This is a genomic window from Saccharospirillum salsuginis (genome assembly GCF_014651855.1).
In the GTDB taxonomy this organism is placed as follows: Bacteria; Pseudomonadota; Gammaproteobacteria; order Pseudomonadales; family Natronospirillaceae; genus Saccharospirillum; species Saccharospirillum salsuginis.
The window spans coordinates 94372-113945 of sequence record NZ_BMXR01000004.1 but is presented as its reverse complement, the minus strand read 5'-3'; the positions used below and the strand labels follow the sequence as shown (position 1 = coordinate 113945).

General features: G+C 59.1%; 18 protein-coding genes and 1 tRNA gene. 9 read left to right on the top strand and 10 right to left on the bottom strand.

What is annotated here, in order from left to right:
- Window positions 1–213 precede the first annotated feature (213 nt).
- The 3 genes from mfd to IE111_RS08890 are packed head-to-tail and all read left to right on the top strand — an operon-like array spanning window position 214 to window position 5328.
- Window positions 214–3669 (top strand): transcription-repair coupling factor, encoded by a 3456-nt coding sequence (gene mfd, locus IE111_RS08900; protein WP_189608212.1) that lies wholly within the window; start codon window positions 214–216, stop codon window positions 3667–3669.
- A gap of 8 nt (window positions 3670–3677) precedes the next feature.
- On the top strand, window positions 3678–4469 hold the full coding sequence (locus tag IE111_RS08895) for a CsiV family protein (RefSeq protein WP_189608211.1): 792 nt from the start codon (window positions 3678–3680) through the stop codon (window positions 4467–4469).
- Window positions 4470–4482: 13 nt separating this feature from the next.
- A complete protein-coding gene (locus IE111_RS08890; RefSeq protein WP_189608210.1) occupies window positions 4483–5328 on the top strand; it encodes a DNA repair protein RecN in 846 nt (281 codons plus the stop codon).
- Between the two features lie 19 nt (window positions 5329–5347).
- On the opposite strand, the gene IE111_RS08885 is transcribed toward IE111_RS08890, so the two are convergent.
- A complete protein-coding gene (locus IE111_RS08885) occupies window positions 5348–6097 on the bottom strand; it encodes an S-methyl-5'-thioinosine phosphorylase (protein WP_189608209.1) in 750 nt (249 codons plus the stop codon).
- 22 nt (window positions 6098–6119) lie between these two features.
- Window positions 6120–6195, bottom strand: a tRNA-Arg gene (locus IE111_RS08880).
- Window positions 6196–6351: 156 nt separating this feature from the next.
- Between IE111_RS08880 and IE111_RS08875 the strand changes: the two genes are divergently transcribed.
- Entirely contained in the window at window positions 6352–6900 is a 549-nt protein-coding gene (locus tag IE111_RS08875; protein WP_189608208.1) for a YecA/YgfB family protein, read from the top strand.
- A gap of 46 nt (window positions 6901–6946) precedes the next feature.
- Here the strand turns inward: IE111_RS08875 and IE111_RS08870 are convergent, their stop codons facing one another.
- From IE111_RS08870 to IE111_RS08835, 8 genes are all read right to left on the bottom strand, one after another.
- Window positions 6947–7249, bottom strand: a complete 303-nt coding sequence (locus IE111_RS08870; RefSeq protein WP_189608207.1) for a BolA family protein — start codon at window positions 7247–7249, stop codon at window positions 6947–6949.
- Window positions 7250–7304: 55 nt separating this feature from the next.
- Window positions 7305–7817, bottom strand: a complete 513-nt coding sequence (locus IE111_RS08865) for a 3'-5' exonuclease (protein WP_189608206.1) — start codon at window positions 7815–7817, stop codon at window positions 7305–7307.
- Window positions 7818–7915: 98 nt separating this feature from the next.
- Window positions 7916–9655 carry a protein-disulfide reductase DsbD family protein gene (locus tag IE111_RS08860; protein WP_189608205.1) on the bottom strand — a complete coding sequence of 580 codons (1740 nt, stop codon included), beginning with the start codon at window positions 9653–9655 and terminating at the stop codon, window positions 7916–7918.
- 7 nt (window positions 9656–9662) lie between these two features.
- Window positions 9663–10535, bottom strand: a complete 873-nt coding sequence (locus IE111_RS08855; protein WP_189608522.1) for an FAD:protein FMN transferase — start codon at window positions 10533–10535, stop codon at window positions 9663–9665.
- Between the two features lie 45 nt (window positions 10536–10580).
- Complete coding sequence (locus IE111_RS08850; protein WP_189608204.1) at window positions 10581–11825, bottom strand: DUF3570 domain-containing protein; 1245 nt, start codon at window positions 11823–11825, stop codon at window positions 10581–10583.
- A 9-nt stretch (window positions 11826–11834) separates the two neighbouring features.
- On the bottom strand, window positions 11835–12050 hold the full coding sequence (locus IE111_RS08845; protein ID WP_229805299.1) for a DUF4266 domain-containing protein: 216 nt from the start codon (window positions 12048–12050) through the stop codon (window positions 11835–11837).
- A gap of 40 nt (window positions 12051–12090) precedes the next feature.
- Complete coding sequence (locus IE111_RS08840; RefSeq protein ID WP_189608203.1) at window positions 12091–13728, bottom strand: DUF1501 domain-containing protein; 1638 nt, start codon at window positions 13726–13728, stop codon at window positions 12091–12093.
- A gap of 11 nt (window positions 13729–13739) precedes the next feature.
- Window positions 13740–16181 carry a c-type cytochrome gene (locus tag IE111_RS08835; RefSeq protein WP_189608202.1) on the bottom strand — a complete coding sequence of 814 codons (2442 nt, stop codon included), beginning with the start codon at window positions 16179–16181 and terminating at the stop codon, window positions 13740–13742.
- 285 nt (window positions 16182–16466) lie between these two features.
- Between IE111_RS08835 and IE111_RS08830 the strand changes: the two genes are divergently transcribed.
- The 5 genes from IE111_RS08830 to IE111_RS08810 all read left to right on the top strand — a co-directional run bounded on the left by IE111_RS08830 (window position 16467) and on the right by IE111_RS08810 (window position 19447).
- Complete coding sequence (locus IE111_RS08830) at window positions 16467–17663, top strand: DesA family fatty acid desaturase (RefSeq protein WP_189608201.1); 1197 nt, start codon at window positions 16467–16469, stop codon at window positions 17661–17663.
- Window positions 17660–18019 (top strand): hypothetical protein, encoded by a 360-nt coding sequence (locus IE111_RS08825; RefSeq protein ID WP_189608200.1) that lies wholly within the window; start codon window positions 17660–17662, stop codon window positions 18017–18019. Before IE111_RS08830 ends, IE111_RS08825 begins: the two co-directional genes overlap by 4 nt.
- Before the next feature lie 66 nt (window positions 18020–18085).
- Window positions 18086–18433, top strand: coding sequence for an arsenate reductase (glutaredoxin) (arsC, locus tag IE111_RS08820; protein WP_189608199.1), 348 nt, complete (start codon window positions 18086–18088; stop codon window positions 18431–18433).
- A gap of 23 nt (window positions 18434–18456) precedes the next feature.
- A complete protein-coding gene (gene wrbA, locus IE111_RS08815) occupies window positions 18457–19053 on the top strand; it encodes an NAD(P)H:quinone oxidoreductase (protein ID WP_189608198.1) in 597 nt (198 codons plus the stop codon).
- A complete protein-coding gene (locus IE111_RS08810) occupies window positions 19043–19447 on the top strand; it encodes a DUF2069 domain-containing protein (protein WP_189608197.1) in 405 nt (134 codons plus the stop codon). Before wrbA ends, IE111_RS08810 begins: the two co-directional genes overlap by 11 nt.
- Window positions 19448–19574 lie beyond the last annotated feature (127 nt).

Here is a 19574-nt window from a genome sequence, read left to right as displayed (position 1 = left end):
CTGGTGTCAAATACGTTTCGGGATGGCGGAATTTGTGCCGAAAATGGCGTTCCAGTCCAACCCACCCAAAAAATGCGAGCGTAAGTATAAGGATCGGGGGTATGAATGGCTACCTCCGTTTGGGATAGACCGCTCTCGGTATCGGCTGGGCGCCCTACCCCTTTTCTGCTAGGATTCGCGGCCTTTAAAGTCAGGAACCACGCTCGGACAGCCATGCTCAGTCAAACCCTGAATTTTCCCGAACGCCCCGGAGACCATCGCCACACCGGCAACCTGGTCGGATGCGCGGACAGCGCCTACATCGCCGATGTGGTCAGCCGACACACCGGAACGGTGCTGGTCATCGCCGACGGCCCGACCGAACTGGACCGCCTGGCCGGCGAACTGGCTGTGTTTCGCGGCCAGGAAGACTGGGAGATCCTCTCCTTCCCGGACTGGGAAACGCTGCCCTACGACAATTTCTCGCCGCACGAAGACATCATTTCCGAACGGCTGCGGGTATTGAACGAGCTCGCCAAGCAGCCCCGGGCCGTCTGCCTGACCACTGCGGCCAACCTGAGTCATCGCCTGCCGCCGCACGAAGCCCTGATCGGGACCGCCTTCGACTGGCATGTGGGCCAGACCATCGATATCGCCACACAGCGCCGCCAACTCGAAAGCGCCGGTTACCGCGGCACCGATACCGTTTATGAGCACGGCGAATTCGCGGTGCGCGGCTCGATTCTGGACATCTACCCGATGGGCTCCGAACGGCCGATTCGCGTCGACCTGTTCGACGACGAGATCGAGACGCTGAAATATTTCGATCCGGACACCCAGCGATCCGAAGAGGAATTGGAGCGCATCACCCTGCTGCCTGGCCGGGAAGTACCGATGACCGAAACCGGCATCGCCCGTTTCCGCCAGGCCTTTCGAGAGCGTTTCGAGGTCGATTTCAGCCGCTGCGCGGTTTACCAGGATGTCAGCGAAGGCATCGCGCCGGGCGGTATCGAGTACTTCCTGCCGCTGTTTTATGAACGCACCGACACACTCTGGCACTATGTGCCCGAAGACACCCTGGTGCTGTATTTCGACAGCCTCGCCGACCAATTGCGCCTGTTCTGGTCGGAAGTGGAGGATCGCTACGAGAACCGTCGCCACGACATCACCCAGCCGATACTGACGCCACGCGAGCTGTTCATGCCGGAGGACGAGGTGTTTTCAGTCGCCAAGTCCTTCGCCCGCATCACCCTGTCCCGCTCACCGGTACGCGAGCAGGCCGGCCACCTGAACCTGCCGGTCGACACACCGGACTCGTACCCGATCGATCACCGCGCCCAGGAGCCGCTGAACAGGTTGGAGTGCTTCCTCAAGGAAACCGACAACAGAATCCTGTTCTGCGCGGAATCCATGGGGCGCCGGGAAGCATTGCGCGACCTGCTGGCGCGGATTCGGATCACGCCGCGCTCGGTGGACTCCGTTCGCGCGTTCATCGACGACGGCATCGACATCGGTCTGACCGTAGCCCCGCTGAGTCAGGGGTTGGTGGCCCGTGAAGCCGGTTTCACCTTGATCAGCGAATCCCAGTTGTTCGGCGACTACGTCGTTCAACAGCGTCGACGCACCCAGGCCCGCCAGGACAGCTCGGATCAGGTCATCAAGAACCTGACGGAACTGTCCATCGGCAGCCCCGTGGTTCACATCGACCACGGTGTGGGCCGCTACCAGGGCCTGGAAACCCTGGAACTGGACGGGCAGGAACAGGAATTTCTGCAACTGGAATACGCCCAGGGCAGTAAACTGTATGTCCCGGTCAGCAACCTGCACCTGATCAGTCGCTACTCCGGCGCCGATGTTGAGTACGCCCCGCTGCACAAGCTAGGCAACGACCGCTGGGTCAAGACCAAGCGCAAGGCGGCGGAAAAGATTCGCGACACGGCGGCGGAATTGCTCGCCCTCTACGCTCAGCGTGAAGCCCAGGAAGGCCATACCTTCAATTTCGATCCGAGCGAGTACACCCAGTTCGCGGCCGGGTTCGGCTTCGAGGAAACCGCCGACCAGGCTCAGGCCATCGACGCCGTTATCCACGATATGAAACGCGAACAACCGATGGACCGCCTGGTCTGCGGCGACGTCGGCTTCGGCAAAACCGAGGTGGCGCTACGGGCCGCCTTCATCGCGGCCCAGGCCGGGCGACAGGTGGCGGTGCTGGTGCCTACCACCCTGCTCGCCCAACAGCATTTCGAGAATTTCCGCGACCGGTTCGCCGACTGGCCGGTCCGGGTGGAAGCGCTCAGTCGCTTCCGCAGCGGCAGCGAGACCAAGAGCATCATCGACGGAATCGAGGACGGCAAGGTCGACATCGTGGTCGGCACCCACAAGCTGCTCCAGAAAGACATCAAGTTCAAGGATCTGGGCCTGCTGATCATCGACGAGGAACACCGTTTCGGTGTCGGCCAGAAAGAGAAAATCAAGGCGCTGCGCGCCAATGTCGACATTCTGACCCTGACCGCGACGCCGATTCCCCGCACACTGAACATGTCCATGTCCGGTGTGCGCGACCTGAGCATCATCGCCACGCCGCCGGCTCGCCGCCTGTCGGTGAAAACCTTTGTTCGCGAGCGCGAAGACGCCCAGGTCAAGGAGGCCATCCTGCGGGAGGTATTGCGTGGCGGCCAGGTCTACTACCTGCACAACGAAGTCAGCACCATCGAGAAAACCGCCCAGCATCTGCGCGAATTGGTGCCCGAAGCGCGAATCGTCGTGGCCCATGGCCAGATGCCGGAACGCCAGCTCGAGCGCATCATGTCGGATTTCTATCACAAGCGCTTCAACCTGCTGCTGTGCACCACCATCATCGAGACCGGCATCGACGTGCCGACGGCGAACACCATCGTCATCGAACGGGCGGACCGATTCGGCCTGGCCCAACTGCACCAGTTGCGCGGCCGTGTCGGCCGGTCCCACCATCAGGCCTACGCGTATCTGATGACACCGCCCTGGAAGACACTGGCGAAGGACGCCCAGAAACGACTCGAAGCCATCGGCGAGGCCCAGGACCTTGGCGCCGGTTTCACCTTGGCGACGCACGATCTGGAGATACGCGGCGCCGGCGAGTTACTGGGCGATGAACAGAGCGGTCATATCGAGGGCATCGGCTTCTCGTTGTATCTGGACATGCTGAACAAGGCGGTCAAGGCCATTCAATCCGGCGAGTCTTTTTCGCTGGAAGACGCCGAAAGCCACGGCCCGGACATCAACCTGCGCATCCCGGCACTGATCCCTTCCGACTATGTTCCGGACATCAACACCCGTTTGACCCTCTATAAGCGCATTGCTTCGGCGGAGAACGAGAATGAATTGCGAGAGCTGCAGGTGGAAATGATCGACCGCTTCGGCCTGCTGCCGGATCCGGTCAACTACCTGTTCCGTCAGACCGCTCTGCGACAACGCATCGAACCGTTGGGCATCGAACGGCTGGATGTCGGCCTGACCGGAGGCTTCATTGATTTCGGCACGAACACCACGGTGGACCCGTTCACCCTGGTTCAGCTGATCCAATCGATGCCGCAACGATTCAAACTAAAAAACGGCACTCAGTTGCGCTTCGAAGCGGACAGCCCGACGCCCGAGTCCCGGTTTGACACCGTGGATGAAATCATCAAACTGATCATCAGGAAACCCCAGTGAGACTCAGCATGACCGTGAAAACCGCGCTCGCGGCCGCCATAATCGGTTTGGCGGCCCCCCTGTTATGGGCCGAGGAAGAAGAACGTTGGTATCAAGTCGAATTGCTGATATTCGAAAATCCGGACTATGGCACCGAAAGCCCGGAACAGTGGCCCACCTACCCCAGCCTCTCCAGTCGCACCCCGGTCATCACGATCGATGAACCCGGTACCGCCGGGGAACCCGATGATGTCGAGGTCGTTTCGCCGGATATAGACGCCGCGAACCGCCCCACCCCTTTCGAGCCGCTGTCACCGGAAGAGCAACAACTGATGGCCGAGCGCACCGAACTGGAACGGACTCGTGGTTTTCGCATTCTTTACCACCAGGCCTGGATGCAACCGGTACCGGGTCGGAATGAGGTCATTCCCATCCGCATTCGGGGCGGTGACCAATACGGGCAACAGTCGGAACTGCAAGGTTATGTCAACCTCTATGTCGAGCGTTACCTGCACCTGGTGACGGATTTGCAACTGGTCCGCTACGCCCAGACCGACAACCCGTTTCGTCTGATCGACGAAGGCGAAAGCGCGGGTCCGGACGCCCTGGAGCCCTTCCCGGGCCTGTCGCTGGGCGAACAATCACCGCGCATGCAGACGGCCGGCGTCACCCAGGTCGACAATCGGTATTACGTCGCCACGGAAAGCGTTCGCCTGCAGCAGCGTCGCCGGATGCGCAGTACCGAACTGCACTACCTGGACAACCCTGAATTCGGCTTACTGGTATTGATCACTCCGATCGAATTCCAGGACAACGGCTGACCCCGGCATGCTCATGCGGATTCGTTCAATCATCGCCACGGGCCTAGCCCTTGGACTGATGGCCTGTTCGCCGACAACGCCCCGGGACGTGACTCACGCCTATTGGCAAGCCATGATCGAAGACGACGCCGAGACCGTCACCCGACTCTCGACCCTGGTCAGCACCGCCGCTTATGACGGTTATGATCAAAGCTGGCAAGGTGTCGACTTCAGCCTCGGCCGAATCGTCATCGACCAACAGGCAGCGACCGTCGATGTGGTATTGTCCGGCTTGTCGGACGCAAACGGTGCCGAGCGAACGGTGACGACCCATCTGGTTCAGACAGACGATCGCTGGCGCGTAGACTACTACGCCACCTACGACGCCTTTAACGATCGACCCATCGTCGATCGGGTCATGGGAACTTTGTCCGGCCTGAGTGATCGCTTGTCCTCCGAGTGGTCACGCCATTCGTCGCAAGCCGCACGCGAGATGGAGCAACTCGCCCGGGAGCTTCGACAACGAGCGGATGAGATGAACCGAAAGCTGGAACCGGAACTTGAACGCTACGCACAAGCATTGCAGAATGCCATAGAACAATTGGTGGCATCGCTGCGCGAAGCACTGGAAAACACGCCGTCGGCCAGCCCAGCGGACAAACGGAATTTGAATCAGACGATCTACTATCTGGAACAGCAGCAGAACAGACTGGAGCAGCCCGATTTACAGGGGGTCGCCGAAAGCAGCCAGGCCTTGACCGAAAGCCGGATCGCACTCGCCGAATTGGGCTCCGAGTTCAGCGACTACCAGAACCAGTGGCAACAGCTGTTCGACGAGATGCGCGAGACGATTCAGTCGATGCTGTCGAGTACGGAATAACGCCGTACTCGTTCAGCATTCAGCCGTAGAACTGATCCACGGCGGTGTGCAGTATGCGCTTGACCCGTTCCATTCCATCGTCCAGATTCTCTTCGATCTCCTTGATCGTGATCACGCCCTCGCCTTTACCGGCCGCCGGATTGACGATGACGGACAAGGCCGCATAGCGCAATTTCAATTCTCGCGCCAATACCGTTTCCGGCATACCGGTCATGCCGACGACGTCGCAACCGTCCTGTTCCATCCGGAAAATCTCCGCGGCGGTTTCCAGACGCGGCCCCTGGGTGGCGCCATACACACCGCCGTTGATCACAGGCTCATCCACTTGTTTGGCCGCTTTCAACAACAGTTGGCGCAGGCTTTCGGTATAGGGATAACTGAAATCGACGTGCGTCACCTGGGACAACTCGCCTTCGAATATGGTGTTGTCACGTCCGTAGGTGTAATCGATGATCTGGATCGGAACCACGAGCTTGCGGGCAGCCATGTTGTGCGTGATGCCGCCCACGGCTGTCACGGCAATGACGTCGGTCGCATACAGGTTTTGCAGCGCCCACAAATTGGCGCGATAGTTGACTTGGTGTGGCGGAATGCGGTGCGGGTGGCCGTGCCGGGCCAGGAACAGCACACGGTGGCCGTCCAGCTCACCTTCCAGAATCGGCGCGGACGGGCTGCCGAAAGGCGTTTGCACGTCGTGTGCCTTGGAAATGGTCAGTCCCGGCAGCTGGGTCAGCCCCGTGCCTCCGATGATCGCCAGCGTATCGCTCATATCGCACCTCTGTGTGTCGTTATGGCCTCCCCGCCTGGACTCGAACCAGGATTTAAGCCTTAGGAGGGCCTCGTTCTATCCGGTTGAACTACGGGGAGACAGGAAGCCGTCAGGCTCGACTGCATTGTAACGGGACCGGTGTGTCATGGAAACCCGTTCGGCGTCAAAGACTTAGCGTGTGGCCCCGGTGATAATATCCAGCCGGTCGACGGTTCGTTATAATCGTCCGCCCATACTGAACCACGATCGGTAACATGACAGATCTCGACCTGGACGCCCTGGCCGACTGGCTGGACGACGAAGCACGCCCCGAGGAATGCCTGGACATTCACGGTTTGCACGGTTATCTGACCGCTCTGACCGTCTGCGGCGAACCGCTGGACGACGAATGGCTCGCCAATGCGCTGGGTGCCTCCCTGCACGACCTGCCGGAGGACGAGGCTCAATGGTTCGCCGATCATTGCGTGGCGTTGTGCCAGGCGATCGGGAACGAGCTGTATTCGGACGACCAGGTCGGCGTTACCTTCGAGCCGACGGTCGACTGGCAGGATTCACCAATGCAGTTCTGGTGCGAGGGTTTCATGGAAGTGGTGTTCGCCCGGCCCGAACGATTCACCCATCCGAACGAGGATAACCTGGCAACGCTTCTGTTGCCGATCGAAGTGGGCTCGGGTTTCTTTGCCGACGAAGCGGACTACCAACCCCTTTACCGCCAACCCAAGCTGCTCAAGCAAATGTTCGATCAGATTCCGGAACTGCTGACCGACCTCTATCTCCTGCTGAACAGTCCCGAGAAACTCTAATCCAGGACCAACCACTGGGCCTCTTGACTGGACCTACCCCGGCGGGCTATTGACCACTCCCTCCCCGGCAATCCGGGGAGGCCGGCGCTTCACCCTGCCACTCGTCCGGTGCGAATGCGTGAATCGCCAGTGCATGGACCGGTCCGGCCAGCTCTTCCTGCAACAGACCGTAAACCAGCTGGTGTCGCTTGACGGCCCGCACGTTTTCGAAGTCGGGGCTGACGATCTCGACGCGAAAGTGCGTTTCGCTGTTGGCGGGCACAGAGTGCTTGTGACTCTCGTTCTCCACCATCAAGTGCTGTGGGTTCAGAGCGGCGAGTTTTTGCTCGATACTGGCTGCGACGGACATGATGATGTACCTCTGTAAGCGGGACTAAAGAAGCTGGGGAGCCCCCCGCTGTCTTTCAAGTCTTGCGGATGTGTTGCTGGTGTTCCTGGAACTGGGTGGCTTCAAAGGTCAATTGCAGCACACGGGCATCCTTACCGGCCCGATGATGCGTCAATTGCTGTTCCCGGCGAATACGTTCCTTGGTTTCATCCCAGATGGAGAGCTGGTAATCGCTCAGAATACGCGGCAGTGTTTCCAGGCGAAACGTCATGGTTTTGCGGGCGTGGTAAAAGAGCAAGGCCAGCCAGCCGGAATCGAAGCCCCAGCCATCGCTGTACATGATCTGCCCTTCGAGCAGTTCGTTGAGTTGGTCGGCGACCAGGGTGACGGGATAGCCTTCGCTCAACAATTGATCGCGACGGATGCCATGAATGGCCTCGGCGTCGTCATCCCAATGATCCCAATCAGGCTCCGGAGTGATCAACCAGGCATATTCGTCTCCGGTCTCGGTGGCCACCCCCACTTCGATGGGATAACTGCCCCGGCCGAACCCGGAGGCTTCTATGTCCAAAATACCTGGTAATAACATCGGTGCTGTCTGTCCACTCCCCAACCCAAATAAACGTCCGGCCTGCCGCCGGACGGATCAACCGTTTCATGATAGCAGCTATGGCGACCGAACGAAGTTTATTGGGTGAAGGTATCCTGTATCAAACCCGGTGTCAGCACCTGAGGCAACATCTGTGGCGGACCGCCATCGGCGGGGTAAAACGCATAGAGCGGAATGCCTTCACGATCGAACCCCTCGATCAGGGCATCGACAGAGGGTGAAGGATTGGTCCAGTCGGCTTTCACCAGGCGAATGCCCTCATCTTTCACCAACTGTTCGAACCGATCACCGGACAACGCCACCCGTTCATTGACTTTACAGGTGATGCACCAGGCGGCGGTCACATCCAGAAACACGGGCTCGCCTTGGGCCCGATACCGGTCAACCAATTGGGCGTCGTAAGGTTCCCAGAGTTCGGTTTCTTCCCGGTGGTCAAATACCAGAACAACCGCGATCACCAACACAGCCGCACGCAAACCGCGCTTGGTGATTTGAACGAAGGGACCGCTTCCGGGGCGGACGTTCAGGGCCGGCCAGACCGCCACCGTCAGCAGCAGCAAGCCGATACCGACTGTTAGCAGCGCCTGGGAGCCTTCCAGCTCAACCAGAACCCAGACCAGCCAGAGTACGGTGGCGAACAGCGGAAAGGCCATCAGTTGACGGAAGACGGTCATCCAGTGCCCGGGCTTGGGCAGGCGTTTGGCCAGGCCCGGCAAATAGGTGATCAACAGAATCGGCAAGGCCATGCCCAGACCCATGACGGCGAAGATCAACAGGCCGACGCCCGCCGGCTGCAGCAGGGCGAAACCGATAGCGGAGCCCATGAACGGCGCGGTACAGGGTGTCGCGACCAGGGTCGCCAGCACACCGGTGAAGAAAGTACCCGAGGCACCGGGCTTTTGGGTCAGATCCTGCCCCACGCCCATCAGGCGTTGGCCGACCTCCACATAGCCGGCCATGGCCAGAGCGAGGATGTAAAACAGAAAGACGAGGAAGGCCACAAAATACGGCGATTGCAGCTGGAACCCCCAGCCCACCCAGTTACCCAACTGGCGCAGCAGCAGCAATACAGCCGCCACCACCATAAAACTGAGCACTACGCCCAACGTATAAATCCAGCCATGAAGGCGGGCGTGTCCCTGATCGTGCCCGTATTGAGCGATGTGCAACGCCTTGAGCGACAACACCGGGAACACACAGGGCATCAGATTCAGGACCAGCCCGCCCAGTGCGGCGAACACCAGGGCTGCCACCAGGGACATGGACGCGACTTCCGCGGCGGGCGCGCCGGGTTGATTAGACCCCGGAGCGGTGGATTGAACCGGCGCGGCCGGTTCGGCAAAGTTGATCAACTCGCCTTCCAGATCCGATGTCGAGGATCCGACGGAGCCGGCACCGGCCGCCGGGCGCTCCATGGCCACACCCTGCAGATCGAAATAGCGTTTTTGCGGGGGATAACACAGGCCGGCCTCGGCGCAGCCCTGGTAGACGACTTCGATGTACCCGGAATCTACCACGACGGGGTATTCAGCGCTCATGCGGTCATAATAGAGCGCCATGTCCTCATCGAAATTGGGGTCGTACTTGATGACAAAGTCCTGGGCAAGTTCCGCCGGCCCGACTTCACCGCCATCGAAGGTATTCAGCGAATGGCGATCCCGATAGAGGTAGTAGTCCTCGGCGATGTCCCAGTCCAGTAGCAGGCGTTCGCCATCGCGCCGCACATCCAGTTCGAAGGCTTCATCGACGGGCAGGAATTCCGCGGCCTGGGCCAAACCGAGCATGCTCAGCAGGACGATATACAGCAACTGTTTCATGGGACCTCTATTGAGAATGCGGGCGCGGTGAGCGCGACGCCAGTGTTCCGGATACTGTCAATTGTTCGTCGAATAGTAAGAAAGGCACACCCAGCCCAGCCAGCCAGCTTTCGGCTTCTTTACCTTTCAACATGGCCATGGTGGTCAGGGCTCCGGCCAACAGACAGTGGTCCGTCACGATAGTGACCGAAGCCGGCCCACCCGGTACCGGCCAACCGGTACCGGGGTGTAAAATATGGCAATAGCGGCGTCCATTCACCACCATGAATCGTTCATAGTCGCCACTGGTCGCCAAAGCCCCCGAGGACAGCGGCAAGGTCGCCGCCGCCTGGCCCGGACGACGCGGATGGCTGATGCCGACCAGCCAGGGCGTCCCGTCCGGCTGTGGTCCGGTCACCCCGATATCTCCGGCCAGGTTGACCAGACCGCTGACATCGGCTTCCGCCATCAGGGCAAGCAACCGATCGGCGGCGAATTCTTTGACCAGTCCGCCGAGGTCAAGTTCCATGCCGGTCGGAATTTTTATTCGGGATCCCCGTCGCTCGACCCGGGGCCAGCCCACGGCGGACAGCACGGCATTCAAATGGCGTTGCTCGGGCAACCGGCCGGACTTGAAGTCCCAAGCCCGGCGCAAGACTCCGGTTGTGATGTCGAACAGGCCCTCGCTTTCGCGAAAGCACTGGTCGGCGAAGTCGAGCAAACCGGCCGTTTCCGGGTCGATGTCGAACCAGTCTCCGGCGCTGCGGTTCATTCGGGACAACAGACTGTCCGGATCGAAGCGGGAGTACTTGGTCTCGAGCCGGCGCACTTCCGCTTCGAGTCTGTCCATCAGGCCCGATTCACAATCGGTATAAACCGAGAGCACACAAGGGCCACCCATGGCCCTGAAGTGGTGTTGGCGTGGTTCGCCGCTCACTCGGACCGCCTAGAACCGGTAATCCAGTCCGGTGGTCAACCGCCAGAACGACACCAGGCCCGGCGTTTCCTCGTCACCATTGAACCCGTAGGCCGGATTGGCGGCGTAGCGCTCTCCACCAATGGTCCACGAGAACTGGCGAAAATCGGTCTTCAGAGACAACCCGATGCTTAAAGCGCCGTATTTGGACAGACGGGGATCGCTGGAGTAGTAAGTGGTCGTATCCGCCGTATAGTAGGGGTCAGCCACACCGTGGTCCGGGATTTCGTAGAAATACGCCTCTGTTTGCTGGTAGTAGCGCAGCTTGGGAACCAGTTGAAAATCGATGGCATTGTCCACGAACCAGTTCCAGTTCGGCGCGTAGTTCTGGTACCAGGCGACCTCCCAGGTACTGGAGAAAATATCCCAGGTATCGACGAGAAAACGGACATCGGCGTGCAATGCCGCATCCGGCCCCGGGAAATAGCGACGTGCACCGCCACTGAGAGTCAGCAGGGTCCGGTTGTCCGGTCGAATGTCGTAGGGTACTTCGGCACCGGCGTATTCGCGATACGGATCCGACAAATAGCCGTTCTTGTGGGTGACGCTGATGCCCGCCTGAACGACGGTGTTCATATCGATCACCTGCCCCACACCCTCGTAGGCGGACACCTGCCAAATCGACTCCCCTTTGGCGGCGAACCGGCCTGGCGTATTGGCCTGTTGTTGTTGATCGCCGGAGAAATCCTGAGTCGGATTAAGGATGTCATACCCGGCGCTCAAACCTCCACTGATCGTGGTCATCTGCTCATTGAGCTGGATGGACCCATCTGTACCGGCGAAAAAAGCGGTATAGTCCCGCTCGGTCGAAAAACCGGCGGTAGCGCCCGCCTCCGCTTCGGACCAGTAGTACCGGCCGGAGCCATAGAGGTCGAAACGGCGCTCGGTGGAGGCGCCGCTCATATACACCCGGGTCACATCCTCATCATCTTTATAGGTATAGGCCGGTGAGGCGCCGGACATACTCTCGAAGGACGTTTCGATATCCCAGCTCATGTGGTCGCCAAAGGGCATCATCAGATAGAACTGATGCACCTGGATCTTGTAGCGCTCCTGGGCACCGCCGTCGCTGCGCGAGGCGGGCGAATCATCTTCGGAATAATAGGTGAAACGGTAGCCGGTCTCGGCCTCGGCCGGCGCGGCGGCCTGAGCCACGGACACCATGCCGGGCACGGCCAGGGCACTGCGGGCAAGATTCTTCATTACGGCAGACATGCATACTCCTCAGTTACAACCGCAACCACCGCCTGCCGCGGCCGTTCCGCCAAAGGAAGCTTCCTTGGAATAGTAGATATGGTTTTCGAGCGTCGCCTCCAACGGATCCGGTGACCAGCTCATTTCGGGTTTGGCCAGGGTACCCCGTTGCCAGGGCTTGACCGTGGTACACCCGGTGGCCAGCAACAGGGCCACCAGGGTGATTGTCAGTGACTTGATCGACACAGGACTGCTTCTCCTCACCAGGTCGTAATAATGTCGTAGACTATCCGAATACCGGAATATCTTCAGCTTCGATCGGGAACGTCAGGCTGAAATCGTGATTCGAGATTCCGGCGATCGATCGCAAGCCCCGGTGCAAATGCGCCGGTGTAATGCGGATACTGCCACTCTGCTCCTCGTCCACCGGCGTCAATGTACTGCCCGACACCTGCACATTCCGGGCGCCGACCAACGGGTCCGTGGCATTCACCACAGTGCCACCCGATACATCCTGCCCCATCAACACGTAGCTGGTCACGGCCCAGTGATCCTTGCCTTCGCCACTGTTGTACCAGGGGGTGCGGCCAAAGTCGGAGCCCAGTGCGACGGTGGTTTGACCATCGATGCCGTAAACAGACAGCGTACGCCAAAGATAGTGCAAGTCGACGAGCACATCGCGAATGCGGAAAAAGTGCCGGTTGTCGTGGTCGTTGTGGGTATCGAACCCGCCAAAGCCGATTTGCATGGATGACGCCATACCGGTGCTCATGGCGGCCGCACCAATGCGCATTTGACGTTGACGCCCATTATTGGCGGCGTCATTGAGTTCGATCTCGGCCGGATCCGTCGGGTTGGCCAGCCGGGTCGCGACACCGGAAAACGCCAGCCCCTCGTCCCGGACCATATACAACTGACTCTGCAGACGATCCCGACGCGGCAGAGATTCCTTGACACTCAGTAACTGCCGGCGACGTTGCTTGGCCTGTTCAACCAACCCCTTCATACCGCCATCGAGATAATCACCCTCAGGGTCTGCCAGGGTGTTGAAGACATTGACATCACTGGCGCTGGAACGAGGCACCAAGCCCGCCGTTTCATCATTGCCTCCGCCATCGGTAATGTACGCCAGCGGTCGGTCCGCCCCTTTGACGGCCGCGTACAACGCGCTGAAGTCCGGATACGCCATATCCATACTGCCGGTATCGGCAAAACGGGTACCGGTATCGTGGCCGTTGGTCCGGTTGTCGACGCCGTTCAGAATCCGGACCTTACTGCCATAGAGGCAACAGAACGCATCGTACACGAAGCGATCGGCATCCATCTGGGTGCCGTTTCGAGTCACACCGACCATGGCATCGGCCAGGGTATCGAATTCGACGGTGGTCAGACGACCTTCCAGTATACCTTCGGCATTGGCCCGAATCTGTTCGGCTGAATCGCTTTTGGCGGTAGCCCAGTCAAACCCATCGCTCAGGTCCGCCCGCAAAAGACTCGGATCGGTACCATCCGGTGAGCCGGCCAACATGCGCCGAACATGCTCTATGGTGACCCCGGTGTTGGTGGCCGGAGTGCCGGGCTGATCCATATCCCCTTCATTGAAAGTCCCCCGATACGGTGCGTAGACCATATCCGCATCGACATTGTCTTCAAGTGCCACATCGGCCACTTTGCGAATCGCGGCTGAGCAGAATTTGTTCACCCTTGACCCGCTGTTGCGTGTGTCAGGGTCGATACTGCCGCGAGTGATGTTGCCCTTGGGATCGCAAAACGAAGTCGGATCCCAGCCACCACCCAGGTGCAGGAAAACGAAATAGCGACCCACCGGTGTCAGATCGGCGTAGGCTTTATTGGTGACAATGGCCGGTGTACAGACCGCCATGCCTGTTGCGCTGACCGTTTTTAGAAAATCACGACGTTTCATCTCGGCCACCCTTATCCGTAAATAAACCGATAATCATTGAGCAGATACACCAGCACGGCATACCAGGCGTCTTCGACTGTGCTGCGAGCGTCGTTGCAACCCGAATCGATGTCTTCGTCAATGACCGCTTTGAACAGATCGAACGCGATATCGACTTCTTCGCTGTTGATGCCGACTTCCTCGTGCAACAGGGCCAGGTAGAGATAGGCAATGGTGTTACGAACCGCGAGTGCCTCGGCCCGGCGATTGATCGCCACATCGTTTTCGAGGTCGGTCGAACGCTCCACCAGTTTGAACAGGGTCCGTTCGGAACGATCCAGGTCGAACTCGTTGTCGATGATGTCGCAAGCTTCCTCAACCGCCATGGCTTCCGCGAGCGTCGCGATGATGCCGCTGGCGGACTCGGCCGTTTCCAGCACTTCACGACTGTCTTTGCCCCCCATGAACAGACGATCGTTCTGGCGGTACAAATTCACACTGCCCCGCCATCCGCCGGAATTCAGAGCACGCAATTTCTGGTTCAGGTACACCGGCGGCAACAGACGGGTCGACCCGATGCCGTCGTATTCCGATTCCAAGCCAGCCTGGTACATACCGCTCGCACGGTAGTAACCACTCTTGGTGATGGCGTACACCAGTGCTTTGATGTCGAAATCCGAACTGGCGAATTCCGACGCTGCGTTGGTGATCAATCGGGCTTGTTGGGCGTAATTATTACGATAGTTCTCGGGGGAGTCCGGATTAGGCGCACCCAGAATGTCCTGACCGGTCAACCCTTTGAAGACAATTTGCGTGATGCCTTTGGCATACGCCGAATCGTTCGCGATCTGCTCACCCAGCCACTGCACTTCACGGCTGGAATAGTTGGTGCTTCCACTGTCAAAATGGTTCAGCTGGGCATTCGCCTGAGCCCAACCGACCTGGACACCCGGGACCAGCGGTCGTTCATCGCCTTGTAAAAACTGAAGCTCGGCGTCTTCCTGGTACAGGCCGTCCAGCCGGAAGTGTTTGTAGGCCTGTGCGACTGGATCCATGATTTTATGACAAACGGTACAGTCTTCGCTGGTTTTGGTCGGATCCTGAACCCCCACGGAGTTGTCGGCTTCGTCCAGTTCCAGGGCCGTGACATCCCGATTACCATCGATGGCCAACAAATCCTTACCGGCGAAGAACCAGTAGACCATGCGCGCGCGATGACGGTTACGGTTGGTATTCATGGCTGTGAACTTGGTCAGGAACACCAGATCGGTCAGAACACCCGAGTGTGGAACACCACCTGTTTTGATATTGCCCTCCGAATCGGAGTAAAACAGCTGAACCGGCTTGATATCGCGCGGGTCGTATGGGAAGGCTTCCATCACATACTGCGCTGTCAAGCCGCCGTTCACGTCCACACCGCTGCCAAACTGGTTACGGCCGACCAGGTTCAGCATATCGAGATACTCGGTCAGATCCTTCACATCGTCGAAGGTATCCCATTCAACGTTGTCGACTACCGGCAATGCCCCCCGATTCGGCGAACCATCAGGGTTCACTACTTTTACATTCGACGTTGCGGTATCACCGCCAAACGCCCGATAGGAAAACGCATTGACCACGGTGTACTTACCGCTGACCAGTTCTCGGAAATCCCGATCATTTCGTGCCAGGTATTCCACCATCAGAAGCGGTTTACGACCCAGAGCCTCGTCGCTGAAGTGCTCCAGGTAATTGCTGCCCAATTCGAAATCGTTGGTACCGTCGCCATCGGTATCCAATACCCGATCGGTCCAGTCCATCATCGGGAAGACGTTACCGTCCCGTTCATTCGCTTCCAGGTCTTTGTTGTAAACGTCGTTGAGACGTCCTCCGGTTGCGGGACGATACTTGTCAGTCAGGAAGCTGTCATTGAACACATCCTTGAGCCGCTCGTAGAAGTAATCCTCTTCCATGAATCCGTACACAACGGATTTTTCACCCTCGAGACTGCCGGTAAACTCATCGACTTCCTCATCGGTGGGCAACCGACCGGCCAGTTCCAGCGCCAGCTTGTGCACCGATTCTTTCGGCGTCATGGTGGCGACGCCCGGCAAGGCCCGCTCCACGGTGCCGACCGCGGATTCGTTGAAGGCGTGGTAGATGTAGTCGGCGACATCCTGGGCATCCCCACCGCGCAACGGGTTCGAGGCGCTGGGCATATCCTGTTCGATCTTGGCGACAAGGGAGGAGGTGCTACCACAGGTGGCACACGCCACCAGCGGACCGCCCGAACCACCGGAACCATTGGCTCCGTGGCAGGACGCGCATTCGGATTCGTACAAAGCCTTGCCGGCTTCGTTCAGGGACTTGGCGGCGGTATCATCGCCATCGAAATTCTGGGAACATCCTGTGATCAGCCCAATCAGCAGAGCCAGCAGACCCGCTTTGAGCCAGGTTTGCCGCCACAGGAATCCGGTCAGTCTCAGCGCGGCCATTTTTACACTCCATGACATTCCGTATTAAGACCGGGCCAAACTACCAGCCTTTGTAAGGACGAAACCGGAACAAATTCACAAGAAATTTACCAAATGAGAATACCGTGACAGCCATCACAGTTTGGCGTTGAGACTACCTCTCATTAGGGACGCGGAGCGTCAGATGATGACAAGATTTCACCCCGGAATAATCTTCAAGCCGTTTGGGTAAAGTCGGCTGACAGTCATTGGCAGCGTGAACCCCCTTGCCTATACTTCCACTCTGATCCATACAGGAAAGACTGAATGACCCTGGCAACCGGCCTTCTGCAGTGGCACTGGTGGCAACCCGTGCTCTACACCCTGATTCTGACCCACATCACCATTGTATCCGTAACCGTCTATCTGCACCGCCACTCGGCGCATCGAGCGTTGGACCTGCATCCGGCCCTGGCGCATTTCTTCCGGTTCTGGTTGTGGTTGACGACCTCGATCAAGACCCGCGAGTGGACCGCGATTCACCGCCGCCATCATGCCACCTGCGAGACCGAGAAAGATCCGCACAGCCCGCAAGTGCTGGGATTGAAAAAAGTACTGCTGGAAGGATCGGAGCTGTATAAACAGGCCGCCGACGAAACCACCCTGAACCGTTTTGGCAAGGGTACGCCGGATGACTGGCTGGAGCGGAACATCTACAGTCACCGGTTCGGCAACCTGGCGGGCATCGCCACCCTGGCGCTGATCAATATCGCCCTGTTTGGGCCGATCGGCATCACCATCTGGGCCATACAAATGCTCTGGATCCCCTTCTGGGCCGCCGGTATCATCAACGGTCTGGCGCATTTCTGGGGCTACCGCAATTACGAGAGCCCGGACGCGGCTCGCAACATCTCTCCGGTCGGCCTGCTGATCGGTGGAGAGGAACTGCACAACAACCACCACACCTATCCCAATTCGGCCAAGCTGTCGTCCCGCTGGTACGAGTTCGATATCGGCTGGACCTATATCCGCCTGTTCAGTTGGCTGGGCATGGCTAAAAACATTCGCCGCGGCCCGGTCGTCTACCGCGAGACCGACAAATCCCTGATTGATCTGGAAACCGCTATGGCGGCGGCCAATGATCGCTTTCGCATCATGGCCCAGTTCCGGCGTCAGGTATTGCGGCAGGCCATTCGTGAAGACCGCACCGTCCGGGAAACCGCCGGCCGCCACTATCGCCGACTCGCCACCTGGCTGACGCAAAACCAGGAGCATTGGGACGAAGCGCGCCATCAGTGGATGGACCAGTTTTTCGACAAACATCCGGAGCTGCAGAAACTGCATGCTCTGAAAGAAGAACTGAACCAGATCTGGGCCTTGCGCACCCGCTCGCGCGATGAACTGGTCACCGCTTTCAAAGCCTGGTGCGAGAAAGCAGAAAACGCCGGTTCGGATGCTTTGGCGGAATTCGCCGCCACTCTGCGTCAATATCGCCTGCAACCGGCCCATCTACCGGCGCGATGATCGATACCAACGCCCTGGCTCGGGAACTGGACGCCCTGCGCTGTCAGGGCGAAACCATTCAGTACAAGGCCATGGCGGAGCAGCTGGGCATTCAGCCACCCCGCCAGATCCAGCAACTGGCCACCCTGCTGGAAGCCATCCAGGAAGACGACGCCCTACTTGGCCGGCCGCAACGTGCCGCCCTGGTCATTCAAAAGGGCGGCAAACCCATTCCGCGTCAGGGATTTTTTCAAAAGCTGAAAGCGCTGGGCATCTACAACGGCAGCGACCAGGGGCCGGAAGCGGAAATGTGGCACCAGAACGAACTGGAAAAACTCTTCACCACGGATACGCCCGACTCGCCCACTTCGATTTGACCGGCTTCCACCAGGCCGGTCCCTCCCCTACAATGCCCCGCTGTTGCATAGACGGAGTCCGTTGCCATGTCCGAATACACCCTGTATCACAATCCCCGCTGTTCAAAATCCCGCCAGGCCAAGGCATTGCTGGACGAACAAGGCGTTGCCTATGAGACCCGGCTGTATCTGCAGGACCCGCTCAACACCAGCGAACTGAAAGCCCTGGTCACGAAATTGGGCATCGAGGCCACCGAGTTGCTGCGCACCAAGGAAGCGGAATACAAGGAAGCCGGTCTCTCCAAGAACAGCACCGCCGAAGAGGCTATCGAGGCCATGGCCAACTTTCCCAAGCTGATGGAGCGTCCGGTGTTGACCGGTCCCAAAGGCGCGCGCATCGGCCGTCCACCCGAAGCCATTCTGGATATTCTCTAAGCCACGGAGCAGCGATCCGGCCCATGCCCTACCTGTTGATTCTGTATTACAGCCGCCATGGCAGCCTGGCGAAGCTGGCCCAGTGCCTTGCCGAAGGGGCAGACGAAGTCAGCGGCATCGAGGCCCGACTGCGCACCGTCGCACCGATTCGGGCCGATTTCGAGGAGCCCGGTGACAGCATTCCGGATGACGGCCCCTTGTATTGCACTCTGGACGAACTGGCTGATTGCGCCGGTCTCGCTCTCGGTTCGCCGGGCCGTTTCGGAAATATGGCGGCACCGCTGAAATATTTCCTTGAGCAAAGCACACCGCAATGGGTGTCCGGCAAGCTAGCCGGAAAACCGGCCGGCGTGTTCACCAGCACCAGCACCCCCCATGGCGGCCAGGAAGCGACGCTGCTGTCGATGATGATTCCGCTATTGCACCACGGCATGCTGATCCAGGGGCTGCCGTTTACCGAATCCGGCCTGCACGATTCGTTGCACGGTGGCACGCCCTACGGTACTTCTCACGTCGCCGGTCCCGACCACGCCGACCCGGATACCGCCGTGCGTCTGTTGGCCAAACGACAGGGACGCCGCCTGGCCGAACTGGCACTGAGGTTGAATCATGAACGCTAAACCATCCCCGCAGACCGTCCGCGTGAACGCCAAACTGCGACTGAGCTACTGGTTGATGCTGCTCTCCATTCTCGGCGGCGCCTTCCTCTACGGTCCCGACTTCGGCACCATGCCGATCGGGCAATGGGTCGCGTCCTGCCTGGTCATCGGCTTCTTCATCAGCCTGCCGTTGCTGATGTTCATCCTGACGGCGCATCGTCCGACGCCGGGCGGTGTCAGTTGGATGAGTTTTCTGCTGCTGGGTTATCTGGTCTTCGGGATCGTATTGATCTTCTCTCCGAACGGGTTGTTGGCCGGGCTTTTACTGACGGGGACCACCCTGAGCACTTTTTTCTACGCCGTGGTTTGGTTGCGTCCATTTAAGAAAGCGGCCAAGGCCAGCAACAAAAAGTGAAGTAGGGTGCCATGAGACCAGTTGGATTACGCCCTAAGGGCTAATCCAACCTACTGAGGCTAGCGCCGGATACCGGGTATACGTATTCGGGGATGTCGACAGCCAAGGATGGCTGTCGCCAAGCCCC

Coding starts and splice junctions, on each gene's coding strand:
- mfd (WP_189608212.1), top strand. CDS start 214: ATGCTCAGTCAAACCCTGAATTTTCCCGAACGCCCCGGAGACCATCGC.
- IE111_RS08895 (WP_189608211.1), top strand. CDS start 3,678: ATGACCGTGAAAACCGCGCTCGCGGCCGCCATAATCGGTTTGGCGGCC.
- IE111_RS08890 (WP_189608210.1), top strand. CDS start 4,483: ATGCGGATTCGTTCAATCATCGCCACGGGCCTAGCCCTTGGACTGATG.
- IE111_RS08885 (WP_189608209.1), bottom strand. CDS start 6,097: ATGAGCGATACGCTGGCGATCATCGGAGGCACGGGGCTGACCCAGCTG.
- IE111_RS08875 (WP_189608208.1), top strand. CDS start 6,352: ATGACAGATCTCGACCTGGACGCCCTGGCCGACTGGCTGGACGACGAA.
- IE111_RS08870 (WP_189608207.1), bottom strand. CDS start 7,249: ATGTCCGTCGCAGCCAGTATCGAGCAAAAACTCGCCGCTCTGAACCCA.
- IE111_RS08865 (WP_189608206.1), bottom strand. CDS start 7,817: ATGTTATTACCAGGTATTTTGGACATAGAAGCCTCCGGGTTCGGCCGG.
- IE111_RS08860 (WP_189608205.1), bottom strand. CDS start 9,655: ATGAAACAGTTGCTGTATATCGTCCTGCTGAGCATGCTCGGTTTGGCC.
- IE111_RS08855 (WP_189608522.1), bottom strand. CDS start 10,535: ATGGGTGGCCCTTGTGTGCTCTCGGTTTATACCGATTGTGAATCGGGC.
- IE111_RS08850 (WP_189608204.1), bottom strand. CDS start 11,825: ATGTCTGCCGTAATGAAGAATCTTGCCCGCAGTGCCCTGGCCGTGCCC.
- IE111_RS08840 (WP_189608203.1), bottom strand. CDS start 13,728: ATGAAACGTCGTGATTTTCTAAAAACGGTCAGCGCAACAGGCATGGCG.
- IE111_RS08835 (WP_189608202.1), bottom strand. CDS start 16,181: ATGGCCGCGCTGAGACTGACCGGATTCCTGTGGCGGCAAACCTGGCTC.
- IE111_RS08830 (WP_189608201.1), top strand. CDS start 16,467: ATGACCCTGGCAACCGGCCTTCTGCAGTGGCACTGGTGGCAACCCGTG.
- IE111_RS08825 (WP_189608200.1), top strand. CDS start 17,660: ATGATCGATACCAACGCCCTGGCTCGGGAACTGGACGCCCTGCGCTGT.
- arsC (WP_189608199.1), top strand. CDS start 18,086: ATGTCCGAATACACCCTGTATCACAATCCCCGCTGTTCAAAATCCCGC.
- wrbA (WP_189608198.1), top strand. CDS start 18,457: ATGCCCTACCTGTTGATTCTGTATTACAGCCGCCATGGCAGCCTGGCG.
- IE111_RS08810 (WP_189608197.1), top strand. CDS start 19,043: ATGAACGCTAAACCATCCCCGCAGACCGTCCGCGTGAACGCCAAACTG.